Origin of the sequence: Neorhizobium sp. DAR64860/K0K1 (assembly GCF_050500205.1) — a bacterium.
Classification (GTDB): Bacteria; Pseudomonadota; Alphaproteobacteria; order Rhizobiales; family Rhizobiaceae; genus Neorhizobium; species Neorhizobium soli.
Genome location: NZ_CP191458.1, coordinates 688589 through 706033 on the forward strand (window position 1 = coordinate 688589; position 17445 = coordinate 706033).

At 60.6% G+C, this 17445-nt stretch carries 20 protein-coding genes; 4 read left to right on the plus strand and 16 right to left on the minus strand.

Features of this window, described 5'->3' with window-relative positions:
• Positions 1–67: 67 nt before the first annotated feature.
• The 8 genes from ACQY1J_RS03055 to ACQY1J_RS03090 all read right to left on the minus strand — a co-directional run bounded on the left by ACQY1J_RS03055 (position 68) and on the right by ACQY1J_RS03090 (position 6285).
• Positions 68–790: an amino acid ABC transporter ATP-binding protein gene (locus ACQY1J_RS03055; protein WP_430250009.1), complete on the minus strand. Its 723-nt coding sequence runs from the start codon at positions 788–790 to the stop codon at positions 68–70.
• Between the two features lie 73 nt (positions 791–863).
• Complete coding sequence (locus ACQY1J_RS03060) at positions 864–1508, minus strand: amino acid ABC transporter permease (protein WP_062459043.1); 645 nt, start codon at positions 1506–1508, stop codon at positions 864–866.
• 13 nt (positions 1509–1521) lie between these two features.
• A complete protein-coding gene (locus ACQY1J_RS03065; protein WP_113165135.1) occupies positions 1522–2184 on the minus strand; it encodes an amino acid ABC transporter permease in 663 nt (220 codons plus the stop codon).
• Positions 2185–2221: 37 nt separating this feature from the next.
• Positions 2222–3049: an aldo/keto reductase gene (locus ACQY1J_RS03070; RefSeq protein ID WP_430249329.1), complete on the minus strand. Its 828-nt coding sequence runs from the start codon at positions 3047–3049 to the stop codon at positions 2222–2224.
• On the minus strand, positions 3046–3870 hold the full coding sequence (locus ACQY1J_RS03075; protein ID WP_430249330.1) for a sugar phosphate isomerase/epimerase family protein: 825 nt from the start codon (positions 3868–3870) through the stop codon (positions 3046–3048). The genes ACQY1J_RS03070 and ACQY1J_RS03075 overlap by 4 nt, the downstream gene beginning before the upstream one ends.
• Positions 3867–4928 carry a Gfo/Idh/MocA family protein gene (locus ACQY1J_RS03080; RefSeq protein ID WP_430249331.1) on the minus strand — a complete coding sequence of 354 codons (1062 nt, stop codon included), beginning with the start codon at positions 4926–4928 and terminating at the stop codon, positions 3867–3869. The genes ACQY1J_RS03075 and ACQY1J_RS03080 overlap by 4 nt, the downstream gene beginning before the upstream one ends.
• A complete protein-coding gene (aroQ, locus tag ACQY1J_RS03085; protein ID WP_244508889.1) occupies positions 4925–5365 on the minus strand; it encodes a type II 3-dehydroquinate dehydratase in 441 nt (146 codons plus the stop codon). The genes ACQY1J_RS03080 and aroQ overlap by 4 nt, the downstream gene beginning before the upstream one ends.
• Before the next feature lie 86 nt (positions 5366–5451).
• The gene (locus ACQY1J_RS03090; RefSeq protein ID WP_082471667.1) at positions 5452–6285 is read right to left on the minus strand and encodes a transporter substrate-binding domain-containing protein; all 834 of its coding nucleotides are present in this window, start codon (positions 6283–6285) and stop codon (positions 5452–5454) included.
• Positions 6286–6573: 288 nt separating this feature from the next.
• Between ACQY1J_RS03090 and ACQY1J_RS03095 the strand changes: the two genes are divergently transcribed.
• Positions 6574–7185 (plus strand): TetR family transcriptional regulator, encoded by a 612-nt coding sequence (locus tag ACQY1J_RS03095; RefSeq protein WP_430249333.1) that lies wholly within the window; start codon positions 6574–6576, stop codon positions 7183–7185.
• Here the strand turns inward: ACQY1J_RS03095 and ACQY1J_RS03100 are convergent.
• The gene (locus ACQY1J_RS03100; RefSeq protein WP_092664186.1) at positions 7158–8063 is read right to left on the minus strand and encodes an NAD-dependent epimerase/dehydratase family protein; all 906 of its coding nucleotides are present in this window, start codon (positions 8061–8063) and stop codon (positions 7158–7160) included. The two genes, ACQY1J_RS03095 and ACQY1J_RS03100, sit on opposite strands and share 28 nt — an antisense overlap.
• Entirely contained in the window at positions 8060–8758 is a 699-nt protein-coding gene (locus tag ACQY1J_RS03105) for a hypothetical protein (RefSeq protein ID WP_430249334.1), read from the minus strand. The genes ACQY1J_RS03100 and ACQY1J_RS03105 overlap by 4 nt, the downstream gene beginning before the upstream one ends.
• A 198-nt stretch (positions 8759–8956) precedes the next feature.
• Here ACQY1J_RS03105 and ACQY1J_RS03110 point away from each other — a divergent pair, with 198 nt between their 5' ends.
• The 3 genes from ACQY1J_RS03110 (at position 8957) to ACQY1J_RS03120 (ending at position 11345) form a co-directional block, all read left to right on the plus strand.
• Entirely contained in the window at positions 8957–9697 is a 741-nt protein-coding gene (locus tag ACQY1J_RS03110; protein ID WP_062459017.1) for an SDR family NAD(P)-dependent oxidoreductase, read from the plus strand.
• Positions 9698–9706: 9 nt separating this feature from the next.
• Entirely contained in the window at positions 9707–10525 is an 819-nt protein-coding gene (locus ACQY1J_RS03115; protein ID WP_062576425.1) for a sugar phosphate isomerase/epimerase family protein, read from the plus strand.
• 106 nt (positions 10526–10631) lie between these two features.
• A complete protein-coding gene (locus tag ACQY1J_RS03120; protein ID WP_062576427.1) occupies positions 10632–11345 on the plus strand; it encodes a GntR family transcriptional regulator in 714 nt (237 codons plus the stop codon).
• Positions 11346–11381: 36 nt separating this feature from the next.
• Here ACQY1J_RS03120 and mnhG read toward each other — a convergent pair whose 3' ends face one another.
• The 6 genes from mnhG to ACQY1J_RS03150 are packed head-to-tail and all read right to left on the minus strand — an operon-like array spanning position 11382 to position 17382.
• On the minus strand, positions 11382–11750 hold the full coding sequence (mnhG, locus tag ACQY1J_RS03125) for a monovalent cation/H(+) antiporter subunit G (protein ID WP_062459008.1): 369 nt from the start codon (positions 11748–11750) through the stop codon (positions 11382–11384).
• Positions 11747–12028: a K+/H+ antiporter subunit F gene (locus ACQY1J_RS03130; RefSeq protein WP_062459005.1), complete on the minus strand. Its 282-nt coding sequence runs from the start codon at positions 12026–12028 to the stop codon at positions 11747–11749. The genes mnhG and ACQY1J_RS03130 overlap by 4 nt, the downstream gene beginning before the upstream one ends.
• Positions 12025–12501, minus strand: coding sequence for a Na+/H+ antiporter subunit E (locus tag ACQY1J_RS03135; RefSeq protein WP_062459002.1), 477 nt, complete (start codon positions 12499–12501; stop codon positions 12025–12027). Before ACQY1J_RS03135 ends, ACQY1J_RS03130 begins: the two co-directional genes overlap by 4 nt.
• Positions 12501–14126, minus strand: coding sequence for a monovalent cation/H+ antiporter subunit D (locus tag ACQY1J_RS03140; RefSeq protein WP_062576429.1), 1626 nt, complete (start codon positions 14124–14126; stop codon positions 12501–12503). The genes ACQY1J_RS03135 and ACQY1J_RS03140 overlap by 1 nt, the downstream gene beginning before the upstream one ends.
• Positions 14123–14461, minus strand: coding sequence for a Na+/H+ antiporter subunit C (locus ACQY1J_RS03145; RefSeq protein WP_062458996.1), 339 nt, complete (start codon positions 14459–14461; stop codon positions 14123–14125). The genes ACQY1J_RS03140 and ACQY1J_RS03145 overlap by 4 nt, the downstream gene beginning before the upstream one ends.
• Entirely contained in the window at positions 14461–17382 is a 2922-nt protein-coding gene (locus ACQY1J_RS03150) for a monovalent cation/H+ antiporter subunit A (RefSeq protein ID WP_430250011.1), read from the minus strand. Before ACQY1J_RS03150 ends, ACQY1J_RS03145 begins: the two co-directional genes overlap by 1 nt.
• Positions 17383–17445: the final 63 nt, after the last annotated feature.

Sequence of the window (17445 nt, forward strand, 5' to 3'; positions counted from 1 at the left end):
ACTTGCCCTCGTTTGCTTCAGCCTCGTTTACGGTGTGCCTCGCGGGCGCCCACTTTACTCTTCACGATTAATGATGCGACAGGATCTCGCCCAGGAATGCCCGGGTACGGGGATGAGCCGGAGCGCTGAAGAAACTTTCGGGATCATTTTCCTCGACGATCTCGCCGTCGGCCATGAAGATGACGCGGTCGGCGACCTGGCGGGCGAAACCCATTTCATGCGTCACGCAGATCATCGTCATGCCGTCGCGGGCGAGCGACACCATCGTATCGAGCACTTCCTTGACCATTTCAGGGTCAAGAGCCGAGGTTGGTTCGTCAAACAGCATTGCCTTGGGTTCCATGCAGAGAGCGCGGGCAATCGCGACGCGCTGCTGCTGGCCGCCGGAAAGCTGGGCCGGGTATTTGTCCGCCTGATCGCCGATGCGGACCCGTTCCAGATATTTGCGGGCCGTCTTTTCCGCCTCGGGACGCGACAGTTTGCGCACGCGCATGGGCGCGAGAATGCAGTTTTCGAGCACCGTCTTGTGCGGAAACAGGTTGAATTGCTGGAAGACCATCCCGACTTCGCGGCGCACCGCATCGATCGCCTTCTGGTCATCCTTCACGGTATGGCCCGATACGACGATCTTGCCACCCTGGCTTGCTTCCAGCCGGTTGATACAGCGGATCAGCGTCGACTTGCCCGATCCCGACGGACCGCAGAGAACAATCTTCTCACCCTTCGCCACCGTCAGGTTGACTTTCTTGAGGGCGTAGAATGCGCCGTACCACTTCTCCACGTCGCGCATCATGATCATCGGCTCTTTGCCGGTCGGCTGGGCGTTGGTGTTGGTCACAATTGCCATGGTCATTTTCCCTATTCTATCTTGCCAAACCGGCGGACATACGCCGCTCGATGCGTCGTCCCCACAGGGACAGCGGCCAACACATTGCGAAATACATGGCGCCGACGACGCCGAACACGAGAAGCGGCTGGTAGATCTGGTTGGAGACGATCGAACCTGCACGCGTCAGCTCGATGAAGCCGACGATGGCAGCCAGCGACGTGCCTTTCAGAAGCTGGACCAGGAAGCCGACGGTTGCCGGCAGCGACAGCTTGAACGCCTGCGGCATGATGACGTCGAACATCAGGCTGCGGGTGTGCAGGCCGAGCGCATCGGCGGCTTCGGTCTGGCCCTTCGGCACGGCCTCGATCGCGCCGCGCCAAATTTCGCCGAGAAATGCCGAAGCATGCGCGGTCAGCGCGATGCCGACGGCGGCCCAACCGGGCAGATCGAAGCCCAGAAGCGGTAGGCCGAAATAGGCGACGAAGAGCTGCATCAGAAGCGGCGTGCCTTGGAAGAGCCCGATCCAGCCGATTGCGATATAACGGACCAAGGCGATCCTCGACACCCGCATCAGCGCCACGATGACGCCCGAGATGATGCCGCCGACAAAGGCCATGGCGGTCAGGACAAGTGTCCAGCCGAGGCCTTGCAGCAGGTAGGTCAGTTCTTGGTATCCCATATCCTGGTCCTCCTCAGCGCTGCGGATAGTTGAAGGCACGCCGGCCGATGGCGGCAAGCGTCCACATGGTCACCATCGAAATGACGAGGTAGATGCCGGTCAGGGTGAAATAGGTCTCGAAACTGCGGAAGGTTTCAGCCTCGATACGCTGACCCACCGATGTCAGTTCGTAGGCCGAGATCGAAGTGCAGATCGCCGTCGTCAGCGTCAGCAGGATGAACTGGCTCGACAGCGAGGGATAGATGGCCCGCAGCGCCGGCTTCAGCACGATCATCCGGAAGACTTCGTGATTGTGGAGACCCAGCGCCAGCCCGGCTTCGGTCTGTCCCTTGGGAATGCTTTCCACACCACCGCGAATAATCTCGATCGCATAGGCGCCACCGTTCAACCCCAGCGCCAGAACAGCGGTCATGGTCGGATTGAGCCGGACGCCGGCGAGAGGCAGCGCAAAGAAGATGAAGTAGATCTGCACGAGGAAAGGCGTGTTGCGGATCACCTCGACGAAAGCTGTGACGAGAAAGGACGGGATGACCATGTTCGTTCTGAGGATCGCCACGCCCAGCACGCCGATGATGGTTGCGATTATCATGCCGGCCACGGCCAGGAACAGGGTTCCCAACGTGCCGTAGACCAGCGATTGCCAAGCATCCGTGACGACGCTGAAATCAAGTGTCATGTTCTACCTCCCTCATTGCCTTCACCATCGCCGCGTCTCAGTCCCAATCGGGTTCCCACTCGAAACGGGAATAGCGCTCGCCACGCGCCAGCGCATGAATGGCAGCCATGTCTTCCGACGACAGTTCAAAATCGAAAATGTCCATGTTGGACCGGATGTTTTCGGCCTTCGCGGAGCGCGGAATGGCACCGACATGGTCTTGCTGGACATGCCAGCGCAACGCGATCTGACCCGCCGATTTGCCGTATTTCTTCCCGACCTCCGTCAGCAGCTTGGAGCTGAACACCTTGCCGCGGGCAATCGGCTGATAGGCATTGAGCAGCATGTCGGCCCGGCGCATGCGCTCGAGCAGTTTTTCCTGCGACAGGAAGGGATGGTATTCGACCTGATTGCAAAACAGCTCTGCCTTGTGGACGTCGAGCGCCTCGTCAAGCAATGCCACGGTGAAATTGCTGACACCGATCAGCCTTGTCGTACCCTCGGATTTTGCCTGCGCGAATGCGTCGAGCGTTTCGCCAAGGGGCACGTCCTTGGTTGGCCAGTGAACGAGGAGCAGATCGACATAGTCGAAACCCAGCCGTTCCAGGCTCTCATCAACGCGGGCCGCGACCGTTTCCGGATCGAGATCGTTGAACCAGATCTTGGTTGTGACGAAGAGCTCTCCCCGTGCCACGCCGCTCTCGCGGATTGCGTTGCCGACTTCGACTTCGTTTCCATAGCGTATCGCGGTATCGATCTGGCGGTAACCGAGTTCGATGGCGGTACGGATCGCCGCCTCGCCTTCCGGTCCCTTCAGTTCGAATGTACCGAAGCCGAGGCTCGGGATCTCCACGCCCTGGATGGTCTTTATTTGCAAGCCGGTCATTGGCCCTCTTCGGATTCAGGTTCGAGAATTCTGCGCGACGCGATCAGCGTTCGCTTCGCCCATTCGGCGGCGGAAAGGCCAGCGGACTGCTCGTCGTTGGGGATTTCCACGGCAACCGGCAGATCGGCCGGCATGGCAGCAACCATGCCAGCAAGGTCGAGTTCCCCCTCGCCCGGCAGAAGCCGCGCATGGCGGGCTGTGTAGTTCAGTTCTTCCCGCGTATCCGGGATTTTGGCCGGAGCATCGCAGATCTGCGCGTAATTCAGCCACTTGCGCGGCACAGCAGTGATCTCTTCAATTGTCGTGCGGGCCCGCGAGACATGCAGCGTATCGATGATCACGCCCTGGTTCGGCTGGTCGGCAGCACTCAGGACGCGGGTGGCGGCTGCGAGATCCCGCAGCTCGGATTGCGGCATGAACTCCAGGTCCATCGACAGGCCGAACGGATGTGCCGCCTCGCACAGTTTGACAAACGAAGACGTCAGACGCCCTTCATCGGCATCATCGCCGGCGACAAGAATGGCGCGGGCGCCAAGCTGTCCGGCACATTCAAGAAACGGCAGCAGCGGTTCCGGATCGAAATCCGGCGAAATCCGGATCATCTCGACATCGAACACTGCGACGCCGCTGTCGGCCATCAGGCTGATCAGGGATTTCACCCGCGCCGGGTCATCCATCAGCGGGTAGGCAAGGCCACCCGGAAAGGCCGGCATCAGGCGCAGACCGAGATAGTCGTATCCGGCCTCAGCCGCCGCACGCACCGCTTCTTCCGGTGCAACGCCGAGTCCGGTCAGGAAAGAGAGGGACCACTTACGTTTCATGCCGCCACCTTTGCCGGTGCAAGCATTTCAGCGAGCGTCACCGTGCGATCCTCGCGTCCGGCGAGATCGACCGCAAGCGTCGCGGCAAGCGTCGACATGCCGTCGCGCGCGCTGATCAGCGGCTGTGCATCGCCACGGATCACATCGACGAAGTGATCAAGCTGGTTGACATAGGTCAGCGAGCCATCGCCGGGGCGGTATTCGCGAACCAGCGGATGCTGCCAGTGGTCGTTTTCCTCCGCGTGCCGCCACAAATACATGTCGGAGACAGACAGTGCTGCCTTTCGTCCGGCGAGGAAAAGGCAGGGACCGGGCTGTGCCGGATGATAAAGCGCCTGCCCGGACGTATATTCCCAGGCCCAGGGGCTGACGGCTGCGTCCGAGATCAGGAACGTGCCGAGCACGCCGTTGACGAAGCGGATCGAAATGCTTGCCGTGTCTTCGACCTCAAAGCCGCGGCGGGCCGAGGACGTGAAGGCGCGGATGCTTTCAATCTCGCCGACCAGATAGCGCAGGACGTCGATATCGTGGATGAGGTTTATCAACAACACGCCGCCGCCGCGCTTGCGACGCCATTCGGTGTTGAAATAGTCGTCCGGCTTGTCGAACAGGGTCATGCCGCTGACGGCGACCAAGGGCCCGAGCTCTCCGGCGTCGATGGCGCGTTTGGCGGAACGGATATCGGGGCTGTGGCGGCGCTGATGACCCACAAGGACGGCTACGCCGCTTCGCTCAGACGTCTCGACGATGCGGGCAGCCGAGACAATGCTTTCGGCGATCGGCTTCTCGATCATGCAGGGAACGCCGCGCTCGATGCAGGCGAGAGCGGCCGGTGTATGAAGATTTTTCGGCAGCGCGATGATGGCGCCGTCGGGCTTGGCCTCATCGAGCATGGTGTCGTAGTCGGTGAAGTACGGGACGGAGAGGCGCGCGGCGAGTTCGGCTGCAGCAGGCGACGGATCGCAGATCGCAGCGATTTCGGCGCGGCGGTTGGACACCAGGAGGTCGGCATGTTCGCGGCCGATCAGCCCGGCACCCATCAGACCGATGCGGGTCATTGCGTCATCTCCGCCATGGCCCGCAGGGCGAGGCGATAGCCATAGGCGCCGAAGCCTGCCATGACTGCCGTCGCCGTCTTGGAGACGAGCGACTTGTGATAGATTTCCTCGCGCTGATGCACGTTGGAAATGTGCAGCTCGATCTTCGGCTTGTCGAAGGTCTTCAGCGCATCAAGGATAGCGATCGACGTGAACGTATAGGCCGCCGGATTGATGATGATGCCGGCGGCATCATGGCGCGCCGCATGAATGGATTCGATGATCTCGCCTTCGAAATTCGACTGACGGAAATCGATCGCGACGCCGAGTTCGGCAGCGTCCGTTTCCAGCCAGCCACGAATTTCGTCGAGCGTCGTGCGGCCGTAGATATCCGGCTCGCGCTGACCGAGAAGATTAAGATTGGGTCCGTTCAAGATAAAGATCGTGCGCATGTCCATGCCTTTTGCTGCAGATCGGGGCGCGCTTTTCCAATCGCGGCTGCGCGCCCCGTTTCGTCATGCGGTCGTGGAATCGACGCTAACTTTTACTGTACGGTGAAGGGGATGCCTTCGAGCTTTTCCGGGAAGTTCGGAAGAGCGTCTGCTGCCAGCCACTTCTTGTTGATCGCTTCGAGACGGCCGTCGGCCTTGATCTTGTCGATGAACTTGTTCAGCCAGTCGTTGATTTCCTTGTCGCCCAGCTTGGTGGTGACGCCCATCCACTGTTCGTTGAAGACCAGCTTCTGTTCGTAGTCGTTGCCTGGCGATGCTCGGTCGAGATTGATCTTGTAGGTCGTGTTGCCACCGATCGCATCGACCTGGCCGGAGACGAGAGCCTGGATGTTGGAGCTGTCGTCGTCGAAGCGGCGGATGTTGGGAACGTCACCCAGAAGGGTGGTGATCGCCTTGTCCTGTGCCGCGCCGCGTGGCACGCCGATGCGCAGGCTCTTGGCGTCCTCGATCGCGGTGATCTTGTTCTTGGCGCTCGACAGAAGAATGATCTTCAGTCCTGCATAAGGCTTGCTGAACTGCACGGCCTTGGCGCGATCCGGATACATGCCCATCACGGCCATCTGCAGATCGACCTTGCCGGTCAGAAGGTTCGGGATGCGGGCCGAGACGGCGTTCGGTACGAACTCGACCTTGACGCCCATTTCCTCGCCGATCAGCTTGGCCACATCGACGTCATAGCCGATGTTCTGGCCGCTGGCGTCGATCGAGCCCCATGGTGCCTGTTCGCCCATGACGCCGACCCGGATGACGCCGGCGCTTTTGATCTTCTCAAGAGCCTGCGCATGGGCGGCTGACGCGCCGAGCGCCATGCTGACGCCCGCAACCAGCGTCAATGCGAGTGTGCGGAATGAAAATTTGCCTGGCATGAAATGTCCTCCTCAGGGTTGATGCCTTTTGATGCCTGGGCGGCGACTCCTCTTCGCAACCCAAACGGAAATACCCGTAATTCAATTAACCAACCAGTTGGTTGATGTCAATCGACGTGCTATTCCTGCTCGCGGATTGATTGCTTACACTTAAGCCGCTGCTCCCTGTTGCCTGCTGTGGTAACGGGGCCGAGAGGCCGAGGAATTGAGATGACGACCACCGAAAACATGTCCACTGATACGAGTCTTGACCCGGGCCAAAGATCGCCGGAAAGGCGCAGACGCTTTTTGCTGGAATCGGCAATCACGGAATTTTCGACCTACGGTATCGGTGGCGCACGGGTCGATCGCATCGCTCAGCGCGCGAATTCCAACAAGGCCATGGTCTACCACTACTTCGGCAGCAAGGAGGATCTCTACCTTGCCGCGATGGAGCATCTTTACACCGGCATCCGCAGTGCCGAAGACGCGCTCGTGCTCGATCCGGAAGATCCCGTCGGTGCGATGAAGTCGCTGATCGGCTTTACCTTCCGGTATTATATCGACAACCCCGCCTTCGTCCGAATGATCAACACCGAAAACCTGCACGGCGCAGCGCATCTGCAGTCGGCCGGCGACATGAAGGGGCTTAACAGCTCGGTCGTGACGAAGGTCTCGACGATCCTCGATATCGGTGCCGCAAAGGGCCTTTTCCGACGCGTGGACCCTCTCGATCTCTACATCTCGATTTCCGCCCTCGGCTTTACCTATGTTTCCAATCGCCACACGCTGAAGGTCCTGTTCGGACGCGACCTCATGGCTGCAGACGCGGTCGAGGCACGCCTGGAAACCATGACCGACATGATCCTGCGATATGTCGCTGCGGACGGTCATCAGCCCCTCCCCGCGATCGATCGGTAATGGGCGACAGTCTGTGATATTCCCTGCCGGAGGGGAGTAACCGGGATCGGGCCCAGCAGAGCCTGATTGTCGGTAGCTTTGATATCCGGCGCCATCGGCACAGCTGGGCCGCCAAAATCAATGTTTGCGCCGGGGATCTCGGCTCTGATAGCTGCGATCACATCAGGCACGTCCTCGCAGGCACCGCCGACCGAAAACGCGTGCGCTCCCTCGAACGGTCGTGTTGCCGCAGCCGCGAAGGCTGCTGCAACATCGGCGACGAAAACGAGATCCTGCGGACCGGAATATCCGATCGTGTAGGCATTGCCGAGAACCGCTTCGCGGCAGGCAAGCGTTGGGCCCGCCGTAAGTCCGCTTTCGCGCCCTGGCCCGTAGACCACCGTCGGTCGGAGGCCAATGCTGGCAATGCCCGCATCGGCCCAGTACGCGCGGGCGCTTCCTTCGCAGGCAAGCTTGAAGGCACCGTAATGCGTGACCGGATGCGGCGTCGTTCCGTCATCGGGGCCAAAAACGGCAGCGCTGCTGGCATAGGCGATCCGCGCAATGCCGTTAGCCTTGGCTGCTTCGAACACGTTCAGCGTGCCGATCAGGTTCACCGTCGCGCCTAAAACAGGATCGCTCTTGCAGGGCGGCGTCAACAGAGCCGCGAGATGAATAATGGATGCGCAATCTTTTGCAGCGGCCTTCACCGCAGCGCCATCGGTTATATCGCCCTGAACCCACTCGACGTGATCCGCTTCGTCGCCAGCGATTTCCCGCAATATGCGGCGGTCGGTCGAACGGTCGAAGATCCGTACGTCATGCCCTTCGGCCTTCAACGCCTTGAGGATCCAGCCGCCCAAAAAGCCGGCGCCTCCCGTCACAAGTATCCGGGTCATGCGGCGCCCCGCATATCTTCCGAGGTGAGCGAGAAGGCGGTCTCATAGATATCAGTGACCGGCGCTTGAAGGATGCCGCTTTCGATCGCCAGCCGCTCCACCTCGGGCAAGGCCGCCCGCAGTCCTGCGCTCGACGACCCCTCGACCAGAACGACGACGTCGAAGACAGTCTCGTTCATTTCAGACCGCAATTCCGTTTCCTTGGTGCGAACGCTCGAAACCTCGTTGCGGGAAACACCGATATGGACGCAGGAGACACCACGCACCGCGAGCATCGTGTCCGCGAGTGCCTGAGCATTTGCCCGCAGCCGGGTCTCGCCATCGTCGCCCGAGAGATCGAAGCGGATCGTCGCCATGCTGCCACCGTCACCATGGCCGGCTTCAGCGATGCGTTCGCAGGCGACGCGCAGAAAATTACGGAAACTCGGCGCAACAGCCGTCGTCCAGGGTGTCGGGTTGTTCAAACGCTCGAGGTAGTCGGGGGAACGGAATGTCTCCAGTGTCTCGCCGGAATAGACGGTGCCGAAAACATAGCGTGAGGCAGAAGGAGCATGCAGCCGCTTGCCGGTCCTGAAACCCGGGATCGAAAGGCGCTCCGGCATATGTTCACGGGTATGCCATTCGATATATTCGGCATGCCCGCCCTCTTCGATGTCGTGCCAGATCGCCAGAAAGGCGTTGCCGTTCATTCCCATCGTCTTCTCCTCCCATTCACTCGCCCTGCATCCTCAGCGCTTGACAAGCCGGTCATTTGCGACCCATGTAGGCCACTAGAATGTTAGTATGCTACAAATGTCAAGCGCTAGGTTCCAACCAAACGGATGCGTGATGACAACGAACGAAAAGAAAGCGGCTCTTGGGAAACGGGTCGTAATGCCAGGGAGGAGATACACATGGCGAACCAGGAAACACCTCGCGTTGCGATCGTCACAGGGGGGGCCGGCGGGCTCGGATTTCCGATCGCAGCAAGACTTGCGGCCAAGGGCCACAAGGTCGCGCTATGGGACATCAACAAGGAACGGGTCGAAGAGGCTGCTGCCAAACTTCCGGGCGCCAAGGGTTATGTGGTCAACGTCATGGACCCCGCAGCCGTCGAGGAAGCTACGGTGCAAGCGGTCGCGGACCTGGGGCCGCTCGGCATTCTCGTGACCTGCGCCGGTCACAACGGCCCGCTCGAAAAATTCGTCGATTACCCGCATGACGGCTGGCGTTTTGTGATGTCGCTCAATCTCGATGCGGTATTCTACTGCTGCCAATCGGCGGTTCGGCAAATGCTGAAGACCGGCTATGGCCGCATCGTCAATATCGCCTCGATCGCCGGCAAGGAAGGCAATCCCAACGCGGTCGCCTACTCCGCTTCGAAGGCGGGTGTTATCGGCCTGACGAAATCGATCGGCAAGGAACTCGCAACGACGCAGATCCGCGTCAACTGCGTCACTCCGGCCGCGATCGAGACGGAAATGATGAACCAGCTGACACCCGAATTCAAAGCCTATGTGACAGCGAAGATCCCTGTCGGTCGCCTCGGCGAAGCGGAGGAAGTCGCATCGCTCGTCAACTGGCTGGCGTCTGAGGAATGCTCGTTCTCGACCGGCGCCGTGTTCGACGTCTCCGGCGGCCGCGCGACGTATTGAGGTCGCACAATGTATAAGCAACATCCCCTTTCGCTCGCCTATCTGACCGTGTTCGGTTGTCCTCCGGTCGAGAACGTCAGGATCGCAGCCGCCTGCGGTTACGATCTCGTCAGCCTGCGGCTGATTGCTCCACACGGGCTGGAGCTTGCCCATCCGATCGTTGGAAACCAGAAGCTGATCCGCGAAATCAACGCCGCGGCGTCGGACACGGGCATCTCGTTCTACGACGGCGAGGTGTTCACCCTCCTGCCGGAGACGGACATCAAAACCTGGCTTCCGGTGATCGAGACTGCCGGTGAATTCGCAATGCCGGTCATGCAGATCACCTGCGAGGACCCGGATCTTTCCCGTGCAGTGGACAATCTTGGCCGCATTGCCGACGCGGCTTCGCAATACGGCATCAAGATGGCGATCGAGTTCATGCGCTGGCGTTCCACTGCCAACATCCATGATGCAAGCCGCCTGGCGAGTGCGACGGGCCGGAACAATGTCGGCCTTCTGATAGACGCGCTGCACCTGTCACGCTCCGGCGGAAGCCCCGCTGATGTCGTGCGCCTGCCGAAGGGCCAGGCGCTGTATCTCCAGCTTTGCGACGCGCCAGCCGAGCAACCGGCAGACAACGCCGGTTGCATTGCCGAGGCACGCACTGCCCGGATGTTTCCAGGCGACGGCGGCCTGTGGTTGAAGGATCTGATGGCCGCCCTGCCCGCAGATGTCGTAATCAGCGTCGAGACCCCGCATAAAGGAGACGCGGCGCTCAGCTTCATGCAGCGCGCCGAAATAGGAATGGCTGCCACGCGGCGCTTCCTCGACGAGATCTCCACCTGACAAGCGCCCTCAGGGAATGTTGCCTCACTCCCTGAGGGCGCGTACAGAATTCGGTTATGCCGCGTCGGAGCGTATGATCCGCTCCGGGAAGGAAGGGACCGTAGGAATGGATGCAAAACCACGATCCTCGCTGGGCGCAAGGGTGACCGAGAGGCTGAGACGAGCCATCATCGATGGCGAGCTCGAGCTGGGTGACGCACTGTCGGAAGACAAGCTGGCGACCACGCTTGGCGTCAGTCGGAGCCCCGTGAAAGAAGCCTTCGCTACCCTTGAACAGCAGGGCCTCATCGATGTGCGTCCGCAAAGGGGAAGCTTCGTCTTCCTGCCGACCCGCGAAGACACGGAAAACCTGTGCGAATTCCGCAAGACGATCGAGATCGAGGCAGTTCGCCTCGCCATGTCGCGTCGTCGCGATGAAACGTTAAAGGCGATGCGGGCAGCTGCCGAAGACATGATGGCGGCGTGCGAGGCGGGCGACAACCATCGATCCGCCCGCGCTGATGATCATTTCCACGATGCATCGCTGGAGAATTGCGGCAACCCGTATCTGTTCAACGCCTACCAGCTCGTGTCGAGCAAGGTCGCAGCACTTCGATCGCACCGTTCCACGCTGCCCACGCGCAAAAATGCGAGTGCTGAACATATCGCCATCGTGGAGCTTCTGGAAAGCAATCGGATCACCGAAGGACTGGACATGCTTGGGACCCATGTCCTGATGATGGCGGTTCGGTACGGTATTGAGGAAGAGCCGCTACGACTTCCCGGTGGACGAGCCGCACGCAGCGCGAAACTCGACCATATCGGCCTTCTGCCGGACTAGTCCCGCAACCGGAACGGACGACAGGACAGATCCGTCTCAATCGTTGTTTACGATATCGGCGCGGTGTTTCTCCGGCACGCCTTTCGTCTTCTCAACTCTGTCTCGATGCAGCGCGGCGCGTGCGAGGAGAAGGAAGGTGGCCGGCGTCGTAACCGTGACGAAGATCCCGATGAGGATCTCGTGCATCATTGGTCGACCTGATGTCACGGAGAAAAAGATCATCGACGCGACCATGACGCCGCCCACACCCCAGCTGGTGCCGAGGGTTGGCGCATGGATGCGCTCGTAAAACGTCGGCAGCCGGAGAAAGCCGATGGCGCCGATCAGCGCCAGCGCCGCACCGACAAGCAGGAATACCGCGACCGCGATCGCGGCCCAGAGCGGCAGATCAGTGGCTTCACTCATTCGATCACCTCACCCCGCATCAGAAATTTGGCGAGCGCCACGGTTGCCACGAAACCCAGCATGCCGATCACCAGCGCCGCTTCGAAATAGATGACCCGACCCGTGCCGATCCCGAACGTGACGAGCATCAGCATCGCGTTGATGTAGAGCGTGTCCAAGGCAATGATCCTGTCCTGCGCCCTCGGGCCGCCGAACATGCGCACAGAGGCGATAGCCATGGCCGCAGCCAGCATCAATTGTGCGACAGCCACAGCTGTGAAGACGATGATGGCACTCATACGAAGATCTCCATCAAGAGCTTTTCATAGCGGTTCTTGACCATATCGCGCCACTTCGCCTCGTCGTCGAGATCGAGGACATGCAACAGCACGGTATTGTCATTGGAATCGTATTCCAGCCAGGCTGAGCCGGGCGTGCTCGTCAGAACGATCGCGAGCACCGCCAGCGAGAAATGGTTGTGCGTCTGCAGCTGGATCGTCAGGAAGGCCGGGTTATGCCGCCGCGAACCGCTCCTCAGGATGACTGCGGCAACCTGCGCGTTCGACTTTGCAACGTCGTAGAGCACCATCCCCAAAAGCTTCGGCAGAAGGTACCATTTGCCGAGTCTCGGCTTTTCCGGTCTCAGCGAAGCCATAGCCCAGCATGCAAAGACTGCGACCATCGTGCCGATAATCAGGTGGCCGAGCGTGAACCCGTTCAGCAGCAGCCACATGAGGACCAGGAAGACGGCAAGGATCGGGAAGGGAAACATCAATCGCCTCCCTGTCCGTTGCTGTCGGCGACGCCCTTCAGGACTGTCGCGTTTCTGACGGCGTTGATGTAATTTTCCGGGCTGGCAAGCGTCCGTATCGTCGTGTCCATGTACTGCATCGCGGGTCCAGCCTGAACCGTCAGCACCAGGGTAAGGCTCAGAAGGAACATGACCGGCACGATCTCGATGACCAGCACCCGCGGCACTGTTCCCTCGATCGAGCTCCAGAACGTCCTGATTCCAACACGCGTCATCGCGATAAGCGCTGCGACGCCTGACAGGATGACGAGAACGATGAGCGTCCAGACCGCAGCAGTCGGCGGCACGCCAATGGCGCCGGTGCCCATCATCGCGGACAACATCGCGAATTTGGCGATAAAGCCAGACAGCGGCGGCAGACCGGACAGAAGGATTGCACAAGCTGCAAAGCATATGCCGAGGATCGCCATCGTCCCGGGCATCGTGACCCCGTCGCCCTCTTGCGGCTCATCGTCGTCGGCGTCGCCGTAAGCTTCCATCGTCACGGTGAGGACGCTAGCGCCCGCATCCTGACCACGCTCGACAAGTTCGATCAGCATGAAGAAGGCGCTGATCGTCAGGGTCGAGCTCACGAGATAGAGGAGTGCGCCGGACGAGACCGCACCATCGTTGATGCCGAGCACCATCAGAAGCGTGCCGGACGACACCAGAACCGAATATCCGGCCAACCGGCCCAAGGCCTGCGACGCGAGCACGCCGATCGTTCCAAACACCACTGTCGCGATACCGCCGATGAGCAGGAATGTCGATCCGAACCCGGCCGATGGCCCGGTTTCAAACAGCAGCATGATCAGCCGCAAGATGACATAGATGCCGAGCTTGCTGAGGATCGCGAAAACGCCCGCGACGGGTGCCGAAGCGGCGCTGTAGGCGGTCGGAAGCCAGAAGCAGAGCGGCCACATGCCGGCCTTGATGAGAAATGCGATCCCGAGCACGCCGGCGCCGGCTTCCATCAGCATGCGTCGGTCCGGCTCGATCTGCGGAATGCGCGCTGCAAGGTCGGCCATATTCAGCGTGCCGGCTGTTCCGTAAATCAGGCTGACACCGATCAGGAAGAGAAGTGCGGCCGCAAGATTGACGGCGATGTAATGGAGGCCGGCCTTCACCCGCAGCGGACCCGAGCCGTGGAGAAGCAGACCATAGGATGCAGCCAGCATCACCTCGAAGAAAACAAAGAGGTTGAAGAGATCGCCGGTGAGGAATGCACCATCCACCCCCATCAGCAGCAGCTGGAACATGGTGTGGAAATGGGCGCCGACCGTATGCCAGCGGGCCATCGAATAGACGAGCGACGCAAGCGCCACCAGCGCCGTCAGAAGCAGCATCATCGCCGACAGCCCGTCGAGCACCAGCACGATCCCGAACGGGGCTGCCCAGTTGCCGAGCAGGTAGACGCCTTCGAAATCGCTCGGACCGCTCTCGATACGAAACAGCACGAACGAAACGCAGACGAGGATCACCACCGACGTCAGGCTGACCATCGCCTTGGCAACGCGCTGTCGTTCGTCGATGAACAACAGCACTGCCGCCGCAAGCAGCGGGACCAGGATCGGTGCTATGATGAGGTGATGCGCCCAGCCGTTCATGACGGGTCGCTCCTGCCGTCAACATGGTCGGAGCCGGTCAGGCCGCGGGAGGCGAGCAGCACGACCAGAAACAGTGCCGTCGTGGCAAAGCCGATAACGATTGCCGTCAGCACAAGTGCCTGGGGCACCGGATCCGCAAGGCTTGCGGTGGCCGTGCCGTCCACGAGAACCGGCGGCACATTCGTCTTCACCCCGCCGACGCTGAAGATGAACAGGTTGACGGCATAGGCCAAAAGGGAAAGCCCGACGATGACCTGATAGGTCCGTGGGCGCAGGATGAGCCACACGCCGCAAAAGGTCATGACGCCGATGGCGATGGAGAGAATGATTTCCATCAGGTTTCCTTCGTCTTTGCTGCATCGATTGCCCGCAGGCGATTGATGCGGATCGACTGGTGCGCCAACGCCACCATGATCAGAACCGTCGAGCCAACGACGAGCGAGAAGACGCCGAGATCAAACAGCAATGCCGTTGCCGCCGGCATTTTTCCGACAAGCGGGAGCTCGATATACTGGAAGTGCGAGGTGAGGAACGGGTAGCCGAAAGCCCAGGCTCCAATACCCGTCAAGGCGGCAGTCAGAAGGCCAGCACCCATCCAGCGCAGCGGCAGAATTCGGATCCGATCTTCTGCCCAGCGTGTTCCGCCGGCCAGATACTGCAGCAGGAAGGCGAGCGACAGCGTCAGTCCTGCCGAGAACCCGCCGCCCGGCATGTCGTGGCCACGCAGGAACAGATAGACAGCGAACATGATGATGACAGGGAAGAGCCACTGCATGATGACCGACGGGATCAGCATGTAGTCCCGAGCCGTATCGCCCGCAGACCGATCCGGCCGCTCTTCGTCGAAGCGGTTCTGTGCCCGCTGCTGCTCCGGCATCGCCATCGTATCGTCGGCCGGCCGGAAACGGCGAAGCAGCGCATAGACGGTGAGCGCCACCACGCCGAGAACTGCGATTTCGCCGAACGTATCGAAGCCGCGGAAGTCCACGAGGATCACGTTGACGACGTTCCGGCCTCCGCCCTGCGAATAGGCATTTTCGAGGAAGTAGTTGGCGATTGCATCCGGGACCGGCATCGTCATGACAGCATAGGACACGAAGGTCATGCCGACCCCGCAGAAGACGGCCAGCGCAAGATCCCGGAAGCGTCTCAGCCGCGCACGCACGGTAATCGGCGCATCGTTGATTTCGTTCCGCTTCGGCAACCAGCGCAGGCCGAGAAGGATCAGTACCGTCGTGATGATCTCGACCAGAAGCTGCGTGATCGCGAGATCAGGCGCCGACAGCCAAACAAACGTGACGCAGACGATCAGCCCGACGCCGCCAAGCATGACGAGCGCCGCGAGACGATGATATTTCGCGAGGAACGCGGTGCCGAGCGCCAGACAAATCCCGATCAACCAAATGGCCGCGAAGGCCTTGTCGACCCCGGAGAAGACGAAGGGCCGCGGCTCGAACCCGGAGAGCCAGAGCGGCAGGAGACCTGCGACAAAGCCGGTGAACACGACCCAGCGCAACTGCGGCTGCAGCTTGCGGGTACCGATCCGCCGCTCCGCGAGCCTTGCCCAGCGCCATGAGACTTCGACGAGGATACGCTCGAAAATGCGCTGTCCGCGGAAGCGTCTGAACACGGGCGCACCGTCTTTGCACTGCGCAAGATAGTTTCGAAGGAGGATGTAGATCAGCGCGCCAGCGACAAGAGCAACGATGCTCATGACGAGCGGAAGGTTGAAGCCGTGCCAGATCGAAAGGCTGTATTCAGGCGTATCCGGCCCGAGCACGCCCATCGCGGCCGCCTGCAGGATCGGTCCAACGGCGATCGCCGGAATGACGCCGACGACCAGGCACGCGACGACCAGAAGTTCGATCGGGAACAGCATCCAGTGCGGCGGCTCGTGCGGCTTTTCCTTGGGAAGACCAACTGGCTTCGGCCCGAAAAAGACGGTGTGAATGAAACGGAGCGAATAGGCGACGCTGAACGCACCGGCGAGAGTGGCGACGTAAGGAAGGATGCGGTCCAGGAACGAGTCCGCGTGGGTCTCGACCGCTTCTGCGAAGAACATCTCCTTCGACAGGAAGCCGTTCAGCAGCGGGACGCCCGCCATCGCCGCACTGGCGACCATGGCAAGTGTGCCGGTAATCGGCATGAACCGGAACAGTCCGCTCAATTTTCGCATATCACGCGTACCGGTCTCGTGGTCGATGATACCGGCTGCCATGAACAGCGACGCCTTGAAGGTCGCGTGGTTCAGCATGTGAAAGATCGCAGCGACCGTTGCCAGCGGGCTCCCGAGGCTGAGCAGCGTGGTGATCAGGCCGAGATGGCTGATCGTGGAATAGGCGAGCAGACCCTTCAGATCCTGCTGGAACATCGCGAAGTATGCGCCGAGCAGAAGCGTGATCATGCCGGCTGCACCGACGAGAATGAACCATTCGTAACTGCCGGACAGCGCCGGAGACATGCGCGCCAGGAGAAAGACCCCGGCCTTTACCATGGTCGCAGAATGGAGATAGGCCGATACCGGCGTCGGCGCCGCCATCGCGTTCGGCAGCCAGAAATGGAACGGAAACTGCGCGCTCTTTGTCAGAGCGCCGAGCAGGACGAAGACGAGTGCCGGGACATAGAGGGAATGCGCACGAATGACGTCGCCTGCCTCCAGGATCTTGTCGAGGTCGTAGCTTCCGACGATATTGCCGAGAAGCAGGAGGCCGACGAGAAGGCAGAACCCACCGATGCCGGTCACTGTCAGGGCCATACGCGCACCATCGCGGGCAGCGGAACTGTTGTGCCAGTAACTGATCAACAGGAACGAGAAGATGCTCGTCAGTTCCCAGAAGATCGAGAGGAGGATGACGTTGCCGGAAAGCACGATCCCCATCATGGCCCCCATGAAGGCCAGAAGGAACGAGAAAAAGCGCGGAACCGAGTCCTCTTCGGACATGTAGTATCGCGCGTAGATGACGACCAGCAAACCGATGCCGGCGATCAGTAGCGCGAACATCCACGCGAACCCATCAAGTCGCAACTTGAACTCGAGCCCGAGCTGCGGGATCCACTCGAACGTCAGACGGACAACCTGGCCCTCCGTGATCGAAGGGTAGGAGGCAATGACGATCAGAAGGCACGCAAGCGAAACCCCACCCGCGGTCCAGGAGGGCAGCACACGCGACGAAGTCTTCAGAAAAAATGCCGAAGCAAGACTGCCGACAAACGGCAGAACCAGAAGAACAAGCAGGAAATATGGCCCCAGCGTTATCCCAATGTGTCTGTTCCTCGTGTGTTTCGATGACCTGAGGGCGCACAATACGCGCCACTAGCA